The following is a 20229-nucleotide window of genomic DNA, read 5'->3' as shown; positions in this document are numbered from 1 at the left end:
TTTTTAATGTACTCTAGGAAATTAAAGGAAGCCGAAACCGCCTACACATTCGACGATTTCTTGTTAGTACCCCAAGCATCACTAGTAGAACCTAAAGATGTTATAATAAAGAGTAGAGTATCAAAGAATCATGAGATAAATGTCCCTATTATAAGTTCTGCGATGGACACTGTCACAGAGTCTGAAATGGCAATAGCCATGGCACAAGAAGGCGGTCTTGGCATAATACACAGGAATATGAGCATCAAAGACCAAGTAGAGCAGGTGAAGAAGGTTAAAAGGTCAGGGGATCTTACAATAAGAGATGTTATAACAATAAATCCAGACGCATCACTAAGAGAAGCCCATGAAATAATGGAAAGAGAAGGGATAAGCGGACTCCCAGTTGTAGACAATGGTAAAATCCTTGGCATCATAAGCAGAAGAGACATAGAACCCATAATCAATTCAGAAGCCGAGAAAAAAGTAGAAGAGGTAATGACAAAAGAGGTTGTAACAGTAGATGAATCAGTAACACCAGCCGAAGCCCTTGACATAGCCTATGAAAACAAGATAGAAAGACTACCAGTCGTGAAAGAGGGTGAACTCGTAGGAATACTCACCATAAAAGACATACTCGAACGTAAAAGATTCCCCAACGCTTCAAGGGACGAGAACGGAAGATTCATCGTAGGAGCGGCCACAGGACCATTCGACCTTGAAAGGGCTGAAGCCCTTGACAAGGCAGGTGCAGATATCATAGCCATTGACAGTGCACACGCACATAATCTCAACCTCGTAAAATACGCAAAGATCATGAAAAAGAATATCGACGCAGACTTAATCGTCGGCAACATAGCAACAGCAAAAGCCGCAGAAGACCTGATAGCCCAAGAAGTGGATGGTATAAAAGTAGGTATCGGTCCAGGTTCAATGTGCACCACTAGGATAATCGCTGGGGTGGGAGTACCACAACTCACCGCCATAGCAGAAGTTGCAGATGTGGCAAGTGAATATGACATCCCCGTAATAGCAGATGGGGGTATACGCTATTCAGGGGACATAGCAAAGGCCATAGCAGTAGGCGCGGATGCTGTGATGCTCGGAAACTTACTAGCCGGCACGTATGAGTCCCCCGGTGATGTTGTCATCATGAATGGGCGCAAATATAAACAATATCGTGGAATGGGATCTTTAGGGGCTATGACAGGTGGTATAGGCGCCGGTACAGACCGGTACTTCCAAGAACCGCAAAGCCATATGAAACATACCAAGATAGTCCCAGAGGGAGTTGAAGGCGTCGTACCTTACAGGGGCACTGTAAGCGAAGTCATATTCCAATTAGTCGGGGGCCTTAAAGCATCAATGGGCTATTGCGGAGCCAAGACAATCAAAGACATGCAAAGGAAGGCTAAACTTGTTAAGATAACATCCAGCGGGATAAAAGAAAGCCACCCACACGACCTCCTAATAACCAATGAAAGTCCAAATTATCCCACAATGTAATGGAGGACAACAGTATCCTGTCAGCCATAATACTCTGCGGAGGCCATAGTAAACGCATGGGAACAGACAAGGGTTTGATCATCTTAGATGGCAAACCCCTCATAGCTAGGATCCTTGATAAAATCAAACCATATTTTGATGAGATACTCATCATATTAAGGGATGAGCAACAAAAAAAACAATACTTAAGATTACTTAAAGACGAGAATGTGAAAATTTTCACAGATATAATAAAAGGAAAAGGACCACTAGGCGGCCTATTAACCGGACTCTTAAATATAAAATCGGAATATGCACTTGTTTTGCCCTGTGATTCGCCATTTATAACAAGAGAGTTTATAGAAAATTGCATTAAGATGAATTTGGAGGAATATGATGGGATAATACCAGTATGGGGGGATGGTAGACTAGAACCTTTACATGGGATATACAATCAGCGGGTGGCTGGAAGAATCCGTAAACTCCTTTTAGAGGATGAGAGGAGAGTTAGCAGTTTAGCTAAGATTATCAAGCCTAGGTTAGTGCTTGTGGAGGAATTGGACCCGTCCCTTGAAAGCTTTAAGAATGTTAATAGACCAGAAGATCTTAAGATTTAATATCAACGGTCCGTGGATTACGCCCCATTTCGAGTATGAACTTGTTCACTCGTTCTATCATGTCAAAATACTGTTCCTTTCTGATCTTTTTACCATCAACAACGGCGTATTCAGGGAGCATCCCAGTCTGGTTTTTGAACTCTAATATCTCATTAACCATCTCTCGATATTGCTCTAGCGTTAAACGCTCCATCAATACCAACCATCAAAACCTTTTTTATGTTATAATCATTCCAAATCTCCTCATATATAAATGATACGCTTTTTATCTCCTAATATAAGCTTTTAATAATTATTTGAAGATTTATATTATGTAAATCATCGCCTCTGGGTCGAATGGATTAGTCCTGATTGCAAGTGAAAAAAGGTAGGGGTAATTATCCATTAAATGCTCCATGTACTTTAACCATTCAGATAGCACATGTTTGTAAGCGCGTTCCAGGTCACCCTCAAGGTGTTCATAATCTGTCCTGGGCAGATCATCAAATGATGCCCTCTTCTCAAGCTCCTCAGTGAAGTGGAAAATGGCCCAGAGCATGTCAGTGAAACTTTCATGTTCTAAAAGGTTTGGATTTTCCAATAAGCGTAACATGAAGCTTCGACGCCCGCCCAAGAACATTCTAAGATCATCTAAGAATTGGCTCTTATCTTCATCTAATGGTATTCTAGGATCATAAGCTTTTATCTTCTCAGTTATTTTCCTAAATTTGTCTTTATTCCAATCCTGGCTTATCTTGAGATCTTCACGTATTTTATCTGTGTTCATTTCATGTCTTGAAACCTTCTCAAGGAATCTGGTCCCCACTTCACTGAAGAACGCCCCTATTACCATGTTAAGCTTTTCTAGGAGCATTGATTTCTCCCTTGCAGCTATCGCGGCCTCTATCACTATGACAACTATAAGCACTTCTAAAGGTAAAAATGCGAGATCAATTCCAATATAAAACAATTCATGTTCAGCATCCCTAAATATAAGATATACTAAAAAATAGAGCAATATTGAAGACAAAATGAGTATTATGCCAAGTTTAACCCGCCACCAGTTGATCTTCAATCTAAACCCGCCCATATGATTGATATCGGGTTATTTGCCAGCATCATAGTACCCCTTTCAATAAGATGTCCCCTAGCAATATTAACCTCTATGATCCCAGGTTTAAACCCGAGCTTTTTGAATGTCTGGACAGCCTCTAGCCTAGTCTCGAGTAAAATGGAGGTTACTATGATCCTACCACGGCTTCTAAGTTTCTTCGCGCCTACCTCTATTATTTTTGATAGTCTGCCGCCGCTGCCCCCAATGACTATTATGTCAATATCTTCTAGTTTTTTGAGGGCTTCCTCCGCGTCATCATTGATCAATTCAACATTTTCTTCAAGCCCATGCCTTATAAGGTTTTCCCTTGTAACCCTTATGGCCTGTGGGTTCTTGTCTATGGCATATACCCTATGAACTCTCTTCGCGAACTCTAATGTGAAACCTCCAGTGCCGCAGCCAACATCGACAACAACCTCGTCCTCCCTGGGACCGGCTTTGCACAAGACCAAGCATCTTATCTCCTCCCTAGTGGGCCCTGGAACCTTATCATCCTTTATGAAGTCCTTATCGGGTATCATAGCCAGTCCACCGTTTGAAGAGGCTGTTTTCAACTCCTAGAAGGTCCAGTGCTTTGCCTGCTATGAAGTTGACCATGTCATCTATATTCTTCGGTTTGTGGTAGAATCCAGGCATTGCAGGTAATATTATACCACCTTCTCTGCTCACCTTTAACATGTTTTCAAGGTGTATGCTCCTAAGTGGTGTTTCACGGGGTACTAGTATGAGCTTGCGTTTTTCTTTGAGTGAAACGTCAGCCGCCCTTGTAATGGTATTATCAGTGTATCCTTGGGCTATGGCCGCTAAAGTTTTCATGCTGCAAGGTGCTATTATCATCGCCTCGAAGTTGAAGGAGCCGCTGCTTATTGGGGCCTCGAAATCATGAACATCAAAGTAATGGTCTGCCAATCTCTTTATCTCGCTTAGTTTTAACCCGGTCTCGTACTCTAAGATTTTAGATGCCGTACTAGTAACCAGTAGTGCTGTTTCTTTCTTTTTTGATAGGCTTTCTAATATTCTGATGCCATAGATTGTCCCGCTAGCCCCTGTGATAGCTACTATGATCATCTTTTATCAACCTTCAATTTGGTGCGGTTAAGCGTAGTTGCTTTTCATGCCTTTTTATCTTCCGGGGGAGGTCAAGATAATCGTAAAAGTTGAAGTTTTTGAATTTCTCTGATTCCTCCGCGAGTGTATAAATGCAGAGGTCTGCGTGGTTGAATCTTGCATCCCTTAATGCTCTGACTAAACTGGAGATGTCGCTGAGTTTTACTATTGAATCTCCACTGTCTACTTGAGTTTTCATCTCATCAAATGCCGGATACTCTGGCACGTCTATTATAAGATAATCAGGGTCTATGTTCATGTCCTCAGCTATCTCAGATTCTGCTTTTATTATCTCAGATTCTGTGATCTTAAATATCCTCTCGGGGTCTTCCAGTTCATTTAATCGTAGGGTGGCAACCCTCTTCAGCAGATCCCTTGTATCTAATCTTTTTATGATGTCAGCTACTAGTCCAGTTTCTCTTCGACACATTGCTATAATGTCCATGTCATCATAATGGTAGATGTGCTTAGGGTCTATTTTATCTTCTTCTATGAGTATTTTAAGGCATCTTCTGAACATTGAATTCACTATCCTTGTTGTATGATGTTGATAGACGCTAGGGTACATGAAATAGCGTGCGAGGAGTGTTGACTCTGCGGCTGGAACACCCTTTTTATCCAGTATAAGATCATCTTCGATTTTGATATTTTGGATTAGTCTTTCAACGTCTATTATACCATAGGCCACCCCTGTATAATGAGAGTCCCTTAAAAGGTAGTCCATCCTGTCAACGTCTATTTCACCAGAGATTGCCTGTCCAAGAACGCTCTCACCTTTGAGGGTAGCTTCTATCTCTTCTAGGTCAAATTCTTCCATGAGTATGTCTGATATTACTGATTCCCTTATCACTTTTATTGTGAGTTCTTCGTGGGAGTCCGGGATAACGGTCTCTGACACGTGAGAGAATGGCCCATGGCCGAGATCATGTAATAGTGCAGACACCCTTAGTACACCTTTTTCATGCTTGTCCAGTCCTAGTTGCTCTGCTAGTTGTGAGGCTAAGTGCATGGTTCCAATGGAATGTTCAAAGCGGGTGTGGTTTGCACCAGGGTATATGAGATTGGTGAAGCCTAGTTGTCTTATCCTCCTAAGTCTTTGGAAGGGTGGTGTGTCTATGAGTTTGACCTCAAAATCGTCTATTTGGAGATTGCCATGTATGCTGTCCCTTATAAATTTCATTTCAGCCTCCCCCAGCGCGTGTAGGGGGGATTCATCCGCCTGAAAGGATAACCCTACTACCTTTCTTTGTATATTCCTCTTTCCGGAATCCTATCTCCTTTTTTGTCCTTTCGATTATTTCTTTGAGGGCCTTGAGGGTTTCTTGTCGGTGCGCCCCGGCCACCACTACCATGAATAGTGTTTCTGTGGCGTGGAACTCGCCTAGAAAATGTACGAGTGCAATATCCTTCACTTTATGTTTCTTTTTTATCTCCTTTACCATCTTTTCTAGTTTCTCCTGGGCCTCTTGGAGGTTTTCATGTGATATTCTAAGTTTTTCCACTTCTTCTTCTCCTATTTTCCTCATTATACCCTCGAATGTGAATATGGCCCCCATCTCCTCAATATATGGGCCCTTTTTTATGTGTTCTATGAGTTTGGGTAGCTTGTATTCATATTTGTCTGTTGTTATCTTCACAAGCATCCTCTAGCACCTCACTTAGTTCTTTCTTTGAGAGGTGTTTCAGTCTTTCAACACCGTTTATTTCTTTTATAACCTCTGCAACGGCTTCTGGTACGAGCGATTCCCAGTTGCTGTCGGTGAGCATCTTCTCCCTAACACTTGTACCTGAATATTTCTCCCTGGAGTATAGTGGTGGTGCTGTGACCTCATATCCAGCCTCCTGGAATAATCTCTGGACAAGGGGGTTTCCACTATAAACTTTATCAAATGGTGGTGTTAACATTTCAATATGGGCCACCCATACCGCGTTACATTCAATATCCTGGACTGGTATGACATAGTAACGCGAGGCCGGTATACTGTTCTCGCTAAGGGCCTTCGTCACCATCATAACCCTTTCACCAGCTGTGAACGGATCCCTTAGGGAATGGCTTAATTGTGCGCTGCCTATACATATGATAAGCTCATCAACCTCCCCTAGGATTCTCTTTATAACCTCTAGGTGTCCGTTATGGAAGGGCTGCATCCTACCCACGAGTAATCCTCTCATCCCCAACACTCACCCAGATCAAATCATATAGTATTATTATAAGATTTATAACCCAATATATACATGGGGATTCATCAACTTTATCAAAACTAAATTTAGGGTGATTATGGTGATAAGGATAGAAAATCTTTCAAAAACTTACGAGCTAGAGACTGGGGAGAAGTTCAAGGCACTGGATAATATTAATTTGGAGGTCAAGGAAGGAGAGGTTCTTGGGATAATTGGTATGAGTGGGGCGGGCAAAAGCACTCTACTCCGGATATTGAGGGGTGTTGAACCATTCGATGAAGGAACAGTGATACTCGATGATATAAAAGTGACAGCAGATTCCAATCCATACGATTTCACCAAACTTAAAAGAGCCACTGCAATCCACCTCCAAAGGACATTTGGATTATGGGCCGAGACGGCCATAGAAAATGTTTTAAGGAAGTTCTATGGTGCAAAGTATGGTGATGAGTCGCTCACAGACTTCAAAAGAGCTTATGACGAATTCGGCAAGGAGGCTATGAGACTCCTCAAGATCGTGGGCCTTGACCATAAACCAGATCATTTCGCCCCAGTGCTCAGTGGCGGGGAAAAGCAACGTCTCATAATCGCCAGACAACTCGCCAAGAAACCAAAGGTCCTATTATTGGATGAGCCGGCTACTATGTCATGTCCAAGGACAAAACAGGAAATACTGGATGCTATAAGGAAGGTTAACAGGGAACTTGGCATTACGGTGGTGCTTGTATCGCATCTGCCAGAGGTCCACGAGTACTTAGCAGACAGGCTAATACTCATGGAAGAAGGTAAAATAGTAGATGAAGGAGAACCCCAAAGGATCATAAGGAAATTCCTCAAGGATATAGAGCCGCCAGAGGAAATAAAAGTTAGGGAATGGAACAAGCCAATATTAAAAGTTAGAGATCTCCGCAAGAAATTCGTCCTAATAAAAGGTGGAACAGTACTTGAAATGGAGAATATAAATTTCAACGTGAACCAGGGTGAAATAGTATCAATCATAGGACCCAGTGGAGCTGGTAAAACAGTATTGTTAAGGATGGTCGCTGGATTAGACTACCCAGAAGATGGGAAAGTAGAATTCAAACTAGACAATGAATGGGTTGACATGCATGAACCAGGTATAAAAAGGATGCGCATACGCAGAAAAATGGGCTTCATGCACCAGGAATTCGCCCTAATACACCATGCAACCATCAGGGACCAGATAGCGGCGCGACTAGGCGTAAAGGGCGAAAAGGTCGTGGATGAGGCCAGGAAAAGGGCCGAGGAGATGGGTATAAGTGATAAGGTTCTTGATGTCCTCTACCAATTAACAGACCTCCCAGAAGAGGAAGCCAAACAAAGACTAGAAAAACTAGGACTATCCTCAAAGATCCTGGAAGAATTATTCCCTAAATTCCCAGACAAGGAAGTTAAAAGATATGCGAAACCAGTCTTTGAAGCCTTGGACCTCCCATTGGACATCATAGACAGGAAATCCTATGAACTTTCAGGAGGTCAAAAGGTGAGGGCGGCTCTAGCACTTGTAATGGCATCACAACCAGAAGTCCTCATACTAGACGAACCATTCGGTGACCTAGACCCCATAACATTAAGATTAGTTTCAAATTCTCTCAAGAGGATAAACAGGGAATTCAACACAACAATAATAATGGTAAGTCACCACATCGACTTCATCAAAGAAATAAGTACAAGAGCTGTGATGATCGAAGACGGTAAACTAATAATGGATGGAGAACCCAAAAGATTATGTGAAGAATTTGTTGAAAAGAGTAAGGCAGAATACCTTTTAAGGGCGCGAACACACATATAATGGGAGGATTTATATTGGATTTCGCAAGTTTCCCCATAAAAGAATCATATAGGCTCCTAGCACCACGACCCACTGTTATAGTAACAACAGTCAACAAGGAGGGAGATATAAACGCTGCACCATTCTCATTTGTAATGCCAATATCCATGGACCCGCCAATTGTAGCATTCGCTTCGATGCCAGAACACCACACATCAAAGAATGTGGAAGAAACTGGAGAATTCGTTATAAACCTCACAAGCCTCGATATATTAGAAAAGATGTGGATAACGGGAAAAAGCATACCATATGGAGAAAACGAACTTGAAAGAGCAGGACTCGACTGGATACCATCAGTTAAAGTTTCGCCTCCACGCATCAAAGAAGCAGCAGCCCACCTAGAATGCGAATTATTGAGGATGAATGAAATAGGAGACCACAACCTCTACACGGGATCAGTAGTCCATGCAAGCGTAAAAGAAGGCTCAGTAAAAGACGGCCTACTTTATGTTGAGAAGGTCAAACCTATACTCCATGTGGGAAGCAGTAAGTTCGTAATAGGCGACAAAGTGAAATTCGTCAAATAAGGGTCTAGGATGTTTAAACGTATAATGGTGCCGACTGACGGCTCCAAACAAGCCCAGAAAGCTGAGGACATCGCCATAGAACTCGCCAGGAAGTTAGATGCTAGGGTAATAGCAGTCCATGTCATGGACGAAAAACTCATCTACCCCTTCGAAGTCCTAGAAGAAGAAGGGAAAAAAATCCTAGCGAAAGTGCAGGAAAAAGGGAAAAGGAGGGGTGTCACAGTAGATGAGATCCTAATATACGGGAGCCCAACCCATGACATGAAAAAGATCGCCAAAAGGAGCAAAGCTGACCTCATAGTAATAGGACATGGTAAAAGCGGCCTTGAAAAGTTTTTAATGGGAAGTGTGGCGGAGAGTACCCTGAAAAACGTTAAAATACCAGTCCTGATAGTCAAATAACATATCAGAGTTGATATCCTTACATCAATTTTTTAAATAATAAATTTACATATACAAGTATATGCTACATATCTTCCTTTTAAGTGAAGACCCCAATCTAACAGAACTTATAATATCTTGTGGATATGATCCTATCCCAGTAGATAGTGAAGAAGATATTCTCAAGGCAGAATCAAAAGCCGAAATTGTCATAGTTGACGTGCCAAAGCCCACAATAAACAAGATAAAAACCATCAAAAACCTAAAAAAAAGATCTAATCTACCCATTATACTAGTCACAGAAACTCTATCCAAGGAGATAACCCTTGGCATAAAAGCAGCAGCGCATCTCAAAAAACCAATAGATCCACAGAAGCTCATAAATGCTGTGAAAGCGGGCCTCTCCAAGTATAAAATGGGAAAACTATTTTTAGATAATGAGCAGATATACCAGCAGATACTCAACACAAGCCTAGAGGGCGTTTGCATCTTCGACAATTCAGGGAACATAATATATTGTAACAAGCAACTGGGAAAATTTCTAGAGTGTAGTCCAAGCGAACTTATAGGAGAAAATATCCTAGAAATCGTACACCCCGATGATAAAGTAATCGCCAAAAGAATACTTAACCTATGCAGCAAGGGGATGCAGGGAAAACAGGAGATAAAATTCATCAAAAGCAATGGAAAACCATGCTGGTTGCTACTCTCCGGAATCCCAATAATAGATCACACCTTCAAGGGCGGATTCTGCATGTTCACAGATATAACAGGACAGAGGATACTCGAAGAAAACCTTATAAGGATTAACCAATTTCTCACCCTCCTAAATAAGGTTAAAAATGTCATCATAAAATCCGAGAACATTGAAAAGATGATCAGGAGGACATGCAATATACTTGCCAAGCACACACGATGGGAGTATATCGGCATATTAGACAATGATTACAAGCCAATCCATGAGATCGGAGAAAGACCCGCCAAACCCAAAAACATCATAGAATTATGCGTAAAGAACAAGGTATGGGGTCTGCTATGCATAGAAGGAGACCTTGAATCCGATGAATTAGCCGTCCTCAAGGAGATAGCATCCACACTCTCATTTACAATAGAAAAAATGCTATCAGAGGAAAAATTAAGAGAAAGTGAAGCTAAATATAGGCAACTCTTCGAAAGTGTAGGTGATGGGCTCTTTATCATGAAAGAACACACCATAGTAGATTGTAACAAGAGAGCCCTTGAGCTCTTTCAAGCCAAACCCGAGGATATAATAGGCAAACACCCCTGGGAACTATCACCAAAAAATCAAGAAGATGGCGAAAAATCAGAAGATAAAGCCAAGAGGTTAATAGAAGGGGCCATCAGAGAAGGTGAAAGACGGTTTAAGTGGATCCACAAGAAAAAGAATGGAGAACAATTTTATACCCATGTTTACCTCGCTTACCATCCACAAACAGACCAACTCATAGCCGCCACACGTGACATAACAGATCAAGTAGAGACAGAAAAACTCTTAAAAGCGGAGCACAGGAAATTTAAGGATCTTATAGATTCATTACCCGATGCAGTTTTTGCAGTGGACAAAAAAGGGAGGATCATAGCATGGAACAGAGAAACAGAGAATATGACGGGCGCCCCAGCAGAGAAGATGATTGGGAAGGGCGGCCACGCCTATGGCATACCATTCTATGGGAAACCCAGACCAGTACTCCTAGACCTATTATTCAAGGATTTGCCAGAGACAGAAAAACTTTACGAGAATGTTAGACGCGAAGACCATAACATCTACGGGGAAGTTTACCTTCCAAACATCTACAATGGACGGGGAGGCCACCTACAACTCAAAGTCTCACCATTATATGGTGAAAAAGGTGATATAATAGGAGCTATTGAGATAATAAGGGATATAAGCCCCCTTAAAATCACAGAGAAAAAATTGAGAAGAGAACTGATGATCGCAAGCACCATGAGCCAAATATACCCCATGATAGCATCACCCACTACCACAAAAGAGAAGATAGCTGAGAAAATACTTACAGAACTTTTAAAGATCACAGGAAGTAGTGGGGGCTTCATCACATTACATGGTGAAAAGCTCGCATCCAAAGGAAAATACACAAACCCAAAATCCAGACCGATCATTATAGGAAATGAAGTAATCGGTCACATCAGCCTAGAAAAGGATGAAGACTTTAATAAATCAGATATTAAAGCCATTAAAAGGTTCGCTGAGTACTGTGGACTTGCAATCCACCGCATAGAATACGAAGAAAAGCTTATAAGACACCAAAAGAGGTTAAGGATACTCAACAAGGTCTTGAAGGCGTCCAAGACAGATAACCTAGAAGATTTCCTCAAAACTATACTCGATATCATGATAGATAAGTTGAAATTTGAGAGTGGAATTGTAACATTTAATGGAAAAACAATATACAAGAGAGGATCCATCATACCCGAAAAGGATATCATAGAGCATGTCATCATTAAAAGAAGAGGGAAGAATAGGATAGTCATGATACCCTTAAAGTTCCAGGATAATATGGAGGGTGTGATAGAAGCCCATAGTAGCAAGAAAGTGCCTAGAATGGCATTTATCAGATTATTCGCTAATGAGATAAATGAGGCTATCTCAAGGATAATAATGCAGAAGAACCTCCAGGAGTCACTCCATGAAAAGGAGGTTTTACTCAGGGAAGTTCATCATCGCGTAAAAAATAACCTACAAGTCATATCAAGTCTATTATCATTACAGGCCAAATATTGTGGAAACGAGGAAGTGAAGAATATCATAGCAGACAGCCAAGCAAGGATAAAATCCCTAGCATTAGTACATGAAAAACTCTACAGGACAGAAAACATAGCCCATATAAGCTCTAGAGAGTACTTGGAAAGTCTTAGCATGGACATTATAAACTTCCAAGCCCCCAGACCAATAAAAATACGTCTAGAAATTGATATAGATGATATCCCACTTGAAATGGACAAGTGCATACCCCTCGGACTTATAACAAATGAACTTGTAAGAAACTCTCTGAAACATGCATTCCCAGAAGGAGAGGGCATAATAACTGTGAACTTTAAACGCCAAGGGGATAAATGCAAACTTGAAATCTCAGATAATGGCAAGGGCCTCCCAAAAGATTTTGATATTGAAAGATTATCATCCCTCGGCTTGCAGCTCGTCCTAGGCCTTGTCAGACAATTAGATGGCCAACTTATGATAGAATCGGATGGTGGGACACTATTCAGTATAGAATTCCCACTCTAGCCTCCCCTTAGGGTTTCTAGTAGAATGCTCTTTTCAATTCTTGTGATGAAAACCCTCATCTTTAAAAGTTGATCGGGGTTTGTTGATATCCCATCCACACCCATTCTTATAAGTTTTTCCACAATATCATAATCTGTTGCCGCATACCCTGCGACACAAGTTTTTATCCCCACCCTTGAACATGCCCTGATAACGTTATTTACGAGTCTGAGGAGGGCTGGATGGGTTAAATCGAACAGTTTAGCGACCCTCACACCTCTCCTGTCCACTGCTAGGGTACACATGGCAAGATCGCTCATCCCAATGGATACAAAATCAAGACCATAATCTATAAATTCTCCAATTTGCAAGGCGGCTGATGGAGTCTCCACAGACAATCCAACTTCAAGATCGCGGTGGGGTTTCAAGCCGCAGTCTTCTAATATACTCTTAGCAGATAAGTATTCGATCCCATCCCTTACAAAGGGGAATTTGAGGCCGAGGTTGGAATATCCATCATCTATAAGCTCTTTTATCGCCCTGAATTCCGCCTTTAGCACATCAACGTCTCGCAGATCCTTGTAGATGCCCCTGAATCCTAGTAGTGGGTTTGGTTCTTCTGGTTCGACATCCCCTCCTTGGAGGTTCCTTAATTCATCAGTTGGGATGTCAAAGGTTCTAAACCATACAGGCTTGGGATAAAAAGATTCAAGAACGAACTCAAGACCCTTTTTGAGGACATCGGTTAACCTACCTTCTTCTAGGAGCCTATAAGGGTGTTTGCCTGTTTCTATCACCATATGCTCTATCCTAACTGATCCTATCCCATCAGCATAGTCCGCTATCCTATCTGCAATTGATGGTATATTCAAGTTTGTCATTAGAGTGGTTGCAGTCTCCTCAAGGGGTAATTCCTCTATGATTTCTTCCCATTCCATCACACCCTCATAGATGTTGCCGGTTTTACCATCAACTGTAACCACCATATCATCCTCAAGGACCTCTGTGGCCTTCTCAGTACCTACCACACATGGTATTTTCAACTCTCGGAGTGTGATGGCAACATGACTTGTGAGGCCGCCATAATCTGTTACAACAGCACCGACCCTCTTTAGTTTCGGTAACATGTCCCGGGACACCCTTGACGTTACTATGATCTCCCCGCCTTCGATGGACATCATATCCTTGAATGATTCTATCTTTTTCACTCGTCCGCTTCTAATATAGGGACTGGCCCCTATACCCCTGATAAGTTCCATATTCTTATCTATGTAAGTTTCTGATAAAAAAGGCTATTGTTAATATTCAATATAGTGGAACTTTTTCTCGATTAAGAAAACTATAAAGAATCCGAGGATAGCTATTATGACCGCGGGGATCAATGAAGGTGTTGATTGGATGATGGACATTTTACTATAGGGGAGTCTTAAAGTTCCTATCATCAAGCCTACAAGGAATGCCATTGTCATGGACTCATGGTTTCTGAGAAGATAATCGAGGAACCTGGAGAAGCTTATGATCCCGATGACCGCGCCTACGATGAACGCTATAATATCTAGTATTGAGAATCTTATAAGGGCACCTAGCATATATTCATACTGGTTTAGGAGTAATAGCATGAACGCCCCCGAGATCCCAGGGAGTATCATCGCACATATTGCAACCATCCCAGAGATGAATATGACCGGAAGTGTATGGTTTGCCTGTATGGGATTCAAACCAACGAATAAAAAGGCAAATATAAATCCTATGATACTAGATACAAGATTTTTTAATGAAAAACCATCTATTTTATTAAATACTAGATAAGCCGATGCTAATATAAGTCCTAGGAAAAATGCATAAGTGTATGCTGCATAATAGGTTATCATGAATGATATTATCCTAGATACTGTTAAAACAGCCATCCCTATCCCTGTGAGAAGTGGTATGAACAATTCGAAGTCTATTTCCTCCCGGGCCAATCTTGTGAAAGATCTTAAATCTCCCCTAAATAATGGTTTTAAGAATTTGAAGCTGATTTTACTTATAGAATGGACTAACCTTTCATAGATTCCAGTTATAAGCGCCATGGTCCCCCCTGAGACTCCTGGGATGGTGTCAGCAGTTCCCATGAGGAAACCCCTTAATAGTATGGCGATGAAACTCCTCAACCACCTCATATAAACATCAACCTCCACAAAACTTAGAAACATATCCTGGGGGACCCCCCCTTGATTTGTCTTTGTGAAATTTAACTTATATATTTTCAAACTGGGGAGCCCCTAATTTTTCCCACTTCAAGGAACTTTTCACCCCGCAATTTTAACATTAACATTAAAATCAGCTGCTAAGTCCCCTTCTGAAAGGGAGGGGATACAGCAGGGGAAGTGGCTGGGAAAATTTTAGTGAGAAACATGAAACTATGAAATACAAACTTGATAAAGGTGCTCATTCAGTTTATTCTCTTTATTATCATCTTATATTCGTAGTAAAGTATCGTAGAAGTGTTTACGAGTAATGAGATTATAGACTTTCTCAAGCAGAAGATTCACGAGATTTCAGAAACTTTCGATGTTGAGATTCTCGCAATAGAATGTGATGTAGACCATGTTCACATTCTGTTCAAGGCTAAGCCCACTCTGCATATACCAAAATATCAACGCACTTAAAACTATAACTTCAAGAGATGATAAGAAGGAATTTTCCAGAGGTGAAGAAGAAGCTTTGGAAAAACGTCCTCTGGTCCCCCTCATACTTCTTGGCAACAAGTGGACAGGTTACATTGGGATGTTTTGAAGAAATATGTGGAGTCACAAAGGTGAAAACGATGCCGATTAGCTACTTTTGAGAGAAAGAAACTCATCTTGTCCAAAATAGGTGAAATCCCGATAAAACTCCATAGACCAATTGAAGGCAAAATCAAAGGAGTAATTATCAAGAGAACTAAGACAGGAAAGTGGTTTGCCATCATCCAAGCTGAAACTGAACCTCTGCCAAAAACGGGCAGAGCTGTTGGAATAGATGTAGGAATTAACCACTTCTGCGTCAATTCCGATGGAAAAGCCTTCGAAAATCCAAAGTTCATAGATAAAACTCTCAAAAAGATAAAGAAAGCTCAAAGAGAAGTATCACGAAAGCAGAAAGGTTCGAAGAGGAGAGAAAAAGCGAGGCTTAAGCTGACCAAGCTCTACGAAAAACTGAACAATCAACGCTTGGATTTCCTCCACAAGCCCTCCCGTTATTACGTGAACAACTACGACGCGATCTGCGTAGAGGATTTAAATGTGAAGGAGAGTTAAACTTGCGAACACGTCTAAAAGATGCTCCAACTGTGGTCACGTCGTTGAAAATTTCTCCCTAAAAGACAGGCGGTTTGCCTGTCCGAAATGCGGATGTAAGGCGAACAGAGACCTAAACACCTCCCTCAACATACTGGATGTAGGGCTGGGACGGTCCCTGAATGCCCGTAGGGGGAGAACCACCACCCCTCATGACTCCCTACATGAAAATAATCGAGGGACAAGTTCTCTCAATGAAGCGGGAAGCCCCATCCGTAAAGGCAGGGTAGTTCACACCTGTTGTATGATATGCCTAAAATTTGCAGTGGGAGGCCAGCATTTCATTAGGGATTTCAAGTTTTTTGTGTGGTGGAAACATTTAAATAGGGTTTAGGTTCACCTAATATTGAGGTTGTGTGATGATCACCTTAAAAGACCTTAAAACTGGAAAAAAAGCCAGAGTACAGGAGATAGTAGGGGGAATTGGCCTGCGGAGGCGGTTGGAATCCCTCAACATAAGGGTTGGAAAGGAGATCCGAAAAGTATCATCATTACCATTCCATGGGCCTGTCATCATAGAAGTTGACAGGTGCAAGATAGCCATAGGCCAGGGTATGGCGGCTAAAGTCCTAGTGGAGGTACTAGATGAAGATACTCCTCATGGGAAATCCTAACGTTGGCAAAAGCGTTGTCTTCTCAAGGCTAACAGGTGCAAATGTCGTAGCATCCAACTATCCAGGCACAACAGTAGGGTACACCCGAGGAACCTTAAAATTAAAAGGGAAAAAAATTGAGGTAATAGACGTCCCAGGCACGTATTCTTTAACACCCTTCTGCAAGGCCGAGGAAGTTGCAAGGGACATGTTCCTCAAGGAAAACCCTGACCTAATACTAAATGTGCTGGATTCAACAAACTTGGAACGCAACCTCTACCTCACACTCCAAATACTGGAAAAAAAAGTACCCACAATAATCATCCTCAACATGTGGGATCTTGCAAGGAGAAAAGGAGTCCATTTAAACGTTAAAAAACTTGAAGAAAGCCTAGGAGTCCCCGTAATACCAGTGACTGCGGTGAGTGGGGAAGGGATAATACAAGTAATACAAAGTATAGAAAAAATCCTAGAAAAAAAGGAAGAACACATCCCAAGTATCGAGAAAATGGATGACGAGGAAAAGTGGAAGTTCATAGGCAAACTACTACTAGATATACAGAAGATAGAACACAGACACCCCACATTATTGGAAAGACTCGAAGATGCATCTGTACATCCCATTTTTGGCATTCTAATAGCCCTGTTAGTAGCATACCTCACTCTCCAATCCATAATAGGAGTCGGTGAATTTCTAATTGGGAATATCCTTGACCCCTTCTTCTACAATTATTACGGCCCACTCATAACCAGGATCATAGAGTCAACCTTCCCAAGCGGGCCCATTCACGACATACTAATAGGCACAGGCTACAATTACATGGAATCATTCGGACTCTTAACAACTGGAGTATATGTTCCACTCGCAGTTGTATTACCATACGTATCACTCTTCTACCTAGTATTAGGCTTCTTGGAGGACCTTGGATATTTGCCAAGGCTAGCAGTCCTCACAGATAACATAATGCACAAGCTAGGATTGCACGGAGCCTCCATAATCTCACTCATATTAGGCTTGGGGTGTAACGTCCCAGGGGTCCTTGCCACAAGAATATTAGAAGATGAGAGGGAAAGATTCATAGCACTAACACTCCTATCAATATCAGTGCCATGCATGGCCCAAACAGCAGTCATAATAGGACTACTAGGCCCTTATGGTATAAAGTACATTGCAATGGTATACGGGACACTACTAACAATCTACATAACAGCAGGGTACATCCTAAACAAGATCATGAAAGGCGAAAGCCCTGAGATATTCCTTGAGATACCACCATACAAGATACCCCACATTGGGACGCTCCTTAAGAAAACATGGATCCGAATAAGAGGATTCTTACTAGAAGCCATACCATTCGTCTTCCTGGGAATACTAGCAATAAACCTACTATATGTTATGGGTATAATGAAGATCCTAACAGGTCTCCTTGCACCAATATTCTCAAGCATCCTGGGCTTGCCACGGGAGGCCGCGGCAACACTAATAATAGGATTTCTAAGAAAAGACATCGCCACTGGCTTGCTAGCACCACTCCACCTCAGCCCAGAGCAGCTAGTAGTCGCCACAACCGTCCTAGCAATTTATTTCCCATGTATTGCAACATTCGTAGTCCTTGCAAAGGAGATAGGGGTCAAGGGCATGATAAAAATAGGCATACTAATGGTAACCCTAGCATTCCTTGTAGGTGGAATACAACATTTAATACTGACAAACACATAGATTATAATGTTGGGCCGGTGGTCTAGGGGTTAGGATACCTCGCTCACAACGAGGTGGTCGCGAGTTCGAATCTCGCCCGGCCCACTCTAAACCCTCTTTTCTATCTCAAGGAGTAAAGGAACGGCCAAAAGTTGCATTATAACAGAAAAAATGACCAACACAGCCAATGAGACCTCATAGAGTATGCCCATTAAAAGACTGCCAAAGAACCATGAAAAACCAAAAAGCATATTAAAGATTCCATAGGCGGATCCCCTCCTATCAGATGGGATTATCCTCGCTATAGCGGCTCTCATGATAGATTCCTGGGCACCCATACCAACACCCCACAATATAACGCCGAAAACAGCCACAGAAACCCCGCCAAGGAACGCTAATGGAGCGAACATGGAAGATAATACAACAGATACCATCATAATCCTGAAACCATAATAATCAAAAAATCTCCCAAACAACAATGCTGAAATGGCATCCACAGACATGGCAAGAGCATACAATACTGGTATCACAGAATCGCTGAATAGTGCCACATTCTTGAAATGATATCCAATAAGGGGAAAATCGGCATAACCCGCACCTATAAGACACGCCATACCTATATACAACCAGAAAACAATCCCAGGAAACCTCACGAATCTAGGAGTTTCAATCTCCAATCTTCGAGGGTGTGGGAATAAAAAATATGCGAATATTAACGTTAAAATTGCAAGGATCGCAGGGAATCCAAGAAAGGCGAAACCAGCCCTATATCCCCCCTTAAAATATAATACAAGAAAGACTATCAAAGGCCCCAATATCGCCCCTACTTGGTCGAGAGCCTCATGAATGCCAAAACCCCACCCATAGCCCACCTGACTCGTGGCATATGACAACATAACATCCCTTGCAGGGGTCCTGAAACCCTTCCCCACCCTTTCAAGGATTATTAATAGGATCGCTACTTGCCAGTTAAAGGCCAATGCAAGTAATGGGACAACCACCAAATTTATAATATATCCTATGAATGTCATGAACCAGTACCGGCGCGTCTTATCAGCAATATACCCTGAAAAAAATCTTATAATATAACCCAAAAGTTCTCCCAAGCCACTGGCAAAACCCACCATTGTGGCGCTCGCACCTAACATGAAAAGGAATGGTCCCGTTATCCCCCTGGCACCCTCATATGTCATATCCGCGAATAGACTGACTATTCCAAGGATGATTATAAACCTTTGAGCCCTTTTCATAAAATCCACCAACCAATACTAAGATGATCTTCTTTTACCCCTTCGCAAAATCATCCAATCCGATTCTAAAATATTTCAAAGAAGGCCTCCTAGAGTCTGCGGGGACAGAGGATATGCTGCCAGTAAAGGGATAAAAATGGCAAACCCCCACATCAAAGCGTGAAGTGGTTCACACTAGTAGTACGGCGATTATACCCGAAAGGAATATGCCATCAAAAGTCCCAGCCCCGCCTATGCTCGCTATTGGAGCGCCCAGTTCTTTTATCCTCTGAAGGTTGAGGATATCAGCCCCTATCAAAGTGCCGATGGTGCCTGAAATATATGCAATGACAACTGGGTTGTCACTTGCGATTAATAGTGCTGTTACCGCCGCTATAATAGGGGGGATGAAAGCCGGGATTGCTATTCCAAGTCCTCTTATGGGTTTTGCAAAGATATTACATACGATCGTGACTATGATTATCGCGACTATGGCCTTTAGAATGAGGAGAGGATTATCAGATAAGCGTAGAAATTCATATATGACCACGATACATGGTATTATCGCGCCTCCAAGATTTAATGCGAGTATGGTCTTTCTAGGTTCATGGAACGGTATCATATACCTTATCCCTAAAAAGTTTATTTCCCCTATTTTCTCCACTTCATTTGTCCACTCTTTTATGGGTATGTTCACACCACTCCCAATCAATGACATCCAAAAAAGAAGATAAGCCACAGATGCTGGGATTCCAAGGCGCGTGAAGGCCAACATGACGCCACCGGCAAAAAATAATAAAAGGAATGGTAAAAGGATGAGGATGATTATTAGGATTAATAATGAACTGAATTTATGATGGAAACCAAAGTATCTGTCCATAACCTCACCCCCCCATGGAGCTTCTATTTATCATATAGA

Annotated in this window: 22 protein-coding genes, 1 tRNA gene and 1 pseudogene; 13 read left to right on the top strand and 11 right to left on the bottom strand. The window is 41.9% G+C overall.

Annotation, left to right across the window (positions count from 1 at the left end):
* Nucleotides 1-6 precede the first annotated feature (6 nt).
* Both guaB and ACZ5XX_RS06175 read left to right on the top strand, forming a co-directional pair.
* Complete coding sequence (gene guaB / locus ACZ5XX_RS06180) at nt 7-1485, top strand: IMP dehydrogenase (protein ID WP_464583544.1); 1479 nt, start codon at nt 7-9, stop codon at nt 1483-1485.
* Nucleotides 1485-2081 carry a molybdenum cofactor guanylyltransferase gene (locus tag ACZ5XX_RS06175; protein WP_464583542.1) on the top strand — a complete coding sequence of 199 codons (597 nt, stop codon included), beginning with the start codon at nt 1485-1487 and terminating at the stop codon, nt 2079-2081. Before guaB ends, ACZ5XX_RS06175 begins: the two co-directional genes overlap by 1 nt.
* Here ACZ5XX_RS06175 and ACZ5XX_RS06170 read toward each other — a convergent pair.
* From ACZ5XX_RS06170 to ACZ5XX_RS06140, 7 genes are all read right to left on the bottom strand, one after another.
* Nucleotides 2071-2241: a pseudomurein-binding repeat-containing protein gene (locus ACZ5XX_RS06170; RefSeq protein WP_464583540.1), complete on the bottom strand. Its 171-nt coding sequence runs from the start codon at nt 2239-2241 to the stop codon at nt 2071-2073. The two genes, ACZ5XX_RS06175 and ACZ5XX_RS06170, sit on opposite strands and share 11 nt — an antisense overlap.
* 144 nt (nt 2242-2385) lie before the next feature.
* Nucleotides 2386-3150: a hypothetical protein gene (locus ACZ5XX_RS06165; protein WP_464583538.1), complete on the bottom strand. Its 765-nt coding sequence runs from the start codon at nt 3148-3150 to the stop codon at nt 2386-2388.
* Nucleotides 3132-3695: a precorrin-6Y C5,15-methyltransferase (decarboxylating) subunit CbiT gene (gene cbiT, locus ACZ5XX_RS06160; RefSeq protein WP_464583536.1), complete on the bottom strand. Its 564-nt coding sequence runs from the start codon at nt 3693-3695 to the stop codon at nt 3132-3134. The genes ACZ5XX_RS06165 and cbiT overlap by 19 nt, the downstream gene beginning before the upstream one ends.
* On the bottom strand, nt 3682-4242 hold the full coding sequence (locus ACZ5XX_RS06155) for a UbiX family flavin prenyltransferase (RefSeq protein WP_464583534.1): 561 nt from the start codon (nt 4240-4242) through the stop codon (nt 3682-3684). Before ACZ5XX_RS06155 ends, cbiT begins: the two co-directional genes overlap by 14 nt.
* A 13-nt stretch (nt 4243-4255) precedes the next feature.
* On the bottom strand, nt 4256-5461 hold the full coding sequence (locus tag ACZ5XX_RS06150; RefSeq protein WP_464583532.1) for an HD domain-containing protein: 1206 nt from the start codon (nt 5459-5461) through the stop codon (nt 4256-4258).
* A gap of 31 nt (nt 5462-5492) precedes the next feature.
* Nucleotides 5493-5924, bottom strand: coding sequence for a molybdenum cofactor biosynthesis protein MoaE (locus tag ACZ5XX_RS06145; RefSeq protein ID WP_464583530.1), 432 nt, complete (start codon nt 5922-5924; stop codon nt 5493-5495).
* Nucleotides 5893-6453, bottom strand: coding sequence for a nicotinamide-nucleotide adenylyltransferase (locus tag ACZ5XX_RS06140; RefSeq protein ID WP_464583528.1), 561 nt, complete (start codon nt 6451-6453; stop codon nt 5893-5895). Before ACZ5XX_RS06140 ends, ACZ5XX_RS06145 begins: the two co-directional genes overlap by 32 nt.
* 172 nt (nt 6454-6625) lie before the next feature.
* Here ACZ5XX_RS06140 and ACZ5XX_RS06135 point away from each other — a divergent pair, with 172 nt between their 5' ends.
* The 4 genes from ACZ5XX_RS06135 (at nt 6626) to ACZ5XX_RS06120 (ending at nt 12490) form a co-directional block, all read left to right on the top strand.
* Nucleotides 6626-8275, top strand: a complete 1650-nt coding sequence (locus ACZ5XX_RS06135; protein ID WP_464586270.1) for an ATP-binding cassette domain-containing protein — start codon at nt 6626-6628, stop codon at nt 8273-8275.
* A gap of 14 nt (nt 8276-8289) precedes the next feature.
* A complete protein-coding gene (locus ACZ5XX_RS06130; protein ID WP_464583526.1) occupies nt 8290-8841 on the top strand; it encodes a flavin reductase family protein in 552 nt (183 codons plus the stop codon).
* Between the two features lie 9 nt (nt 8842-8850).
* Entirely contained in the window at nt 8851-9243 is a 393-nt protein-coding gene (locus tag ACZ5XX_RS06125; RefSeq protein ID WP_464583524.1) for a universal stress protein, read from the top strand.
* Between the two features lie 61 nt (nt 9244-9304).
* Complete coding sequence (locus ACZ5XX_RS06120) at nt 9305-12490, top strand: PAS domain S-box protein (RefSeq protein WP_464583522.1); 3186 nt, start codon at nt 9305-9307, stop codon at nt 12488-12490.
* Here the strand turns inward: ACZ5XX_RS06120 and ACZ5XX_RS06115 are convergent.
* The gene (locus ACZ5XX_RS06115) at nt 12487-13728 is read right to left on the bottom strand and encodes a putative PEP-binding protein (RefSeq protein WP_464583520.1); all 1242 of its coding nucleotides are present in this window, start codon (nt 13726-13728) and stop codon (nt 12487-12489) included. The genes ACZ5XX_RS06120 and ACZ5XX_RS06115 overlap by 4 nt on opposite strands.
* Before the next feature lie 39 nt (nt 13729-13767).
* The gene (locus ACZ5XX_RS06110) at nt 13768-14583 is read right to left on the bottom strand and encodes a DUF368 domain-containing protein (protein WP_464586268.1); all 816 of its coding nucleotides are present in this window, start codon (nt 14581-14583) and stop codon (nt 13768-13770) included.
* A 372-nt stretch (nt 14584-14955) separates the two neighbouring features.
* Between ACZ5XX_RS06110 and ACZ5XX_RS06105 the strand changes: the two genes are divergently transcribed.
* From ACZ5XX_RS06105 to ACZ5XX_RS06075, 7 genes and pseudogenes are all read left to right on the top strand, one after another.
* A complete protein-coding gene (locus ACZ5XX_RS06105) occupies nt 14956-15120 on the top strand; it encodes a transposase (RefSeq protein ID WP_464583518.1) in 165 nt (54 codons plus the stop codon).
* Between the two features lie 17 nt (nt 15121-15137).
* Nucleotides 15138-15299, top strand: coding sequence for a transposase (locus ACZ5XX_RS06100; protein ID WP_464583516.1), 162 nt, complete (start codon nt 15138-15140; stop codon nt 15297-15299).
* A gap of 16 nt (nt 15300-15315) precedes the next feature.
* Complete coding sequence (locus ACZ5XX_RS06095; RefSeq protein ID WP_464583514.1) at nt 15316-15750, top strand: RNA-guided endonuclease InsQ/TnpB family protein; 435 nt, start codon at nt 15316-15318, stop codon at nt 15748-15750.
* Nucleotides 15751-15799: 49 nt separating this feature from the next.
* Nucleotides 15800-16123 (top strand): annotated as a pseudogene (locus ACZ5XX_RS06090) (zinc ribbon domain-containing protein); the annotation flags it as partial.
* Between the two features lie 25 nt (nt 16124-16148).
* Nucleotides 16149-16403, top strand: coding sequence for a FeoA family protein (locus ACZ5XX_RS06085; protein WP_464583512.1), 255 nt, complete (start codon nt 16149-16151; stop codon nt 16401-16403).
* Complete coding sequence (locus ACZ5XX_RS06080; protein ID WP_464583510.1) at nt 16375-18102, top strand: FeoB small GTPase domain-containing protein; 1728 nt, start codon at nt 16375-16377, stop codon at nt 18100-18102. The genes ACZ5XX_RS06085 and ACZ5XX_RS06080 overlap by 29 nt, the downstream gene beginning before the upstream one ends.
* 11 nt (nt 18103-18113) lie before the next feature.
* Nucleotides 18114-18186: transfer RNA gene (locus ACZ5XX_RS06075), tRNA-Val, on the top strand.
* Between the two features lie 2 nt (nt 18187-18188).
* On the opposite strand, the gene ACZ5XX_RS06070 is transcribed toward ACZ5XX_RS06075, so the two are convergent.
* Together ACZ5XX_RS06070 and ACZ5XX_RS06065 are read right to left on the bottom strand one after the other, a co-directional pair.
* On the bottom strand, nt 18189-19331 hold the full coding sequence (locus ACZ5XX_RS06070; protein ID WP_464583508.1) for an MFS transporter: 1143 nt from the start codon (nt 19329-19331) through the stop codon (nt 18189-18191).
* A gap of 169 nt (nt 19332-19500) precedes the next feature.
* A complete protein-coding gene (locus tag ACZ5XX_RS06065) occupies nt 19501-20190 on the bottom strand; it encodes a DUF1614 domain-containing protein (RefSeq protein WP_464583506.1) in 690 nt (229 codons plus the stop codon).
* Nucleotides 20191-20229: the final 39 nt, after the last annotated feature.

Source organism: Methanothermobacter crinale, from assembly GCF_055397825.1.
Note: the sequence above shows the minus strand (reverse complement) of the source record. Positions and strands in the feature narration are given on the sequence as shown.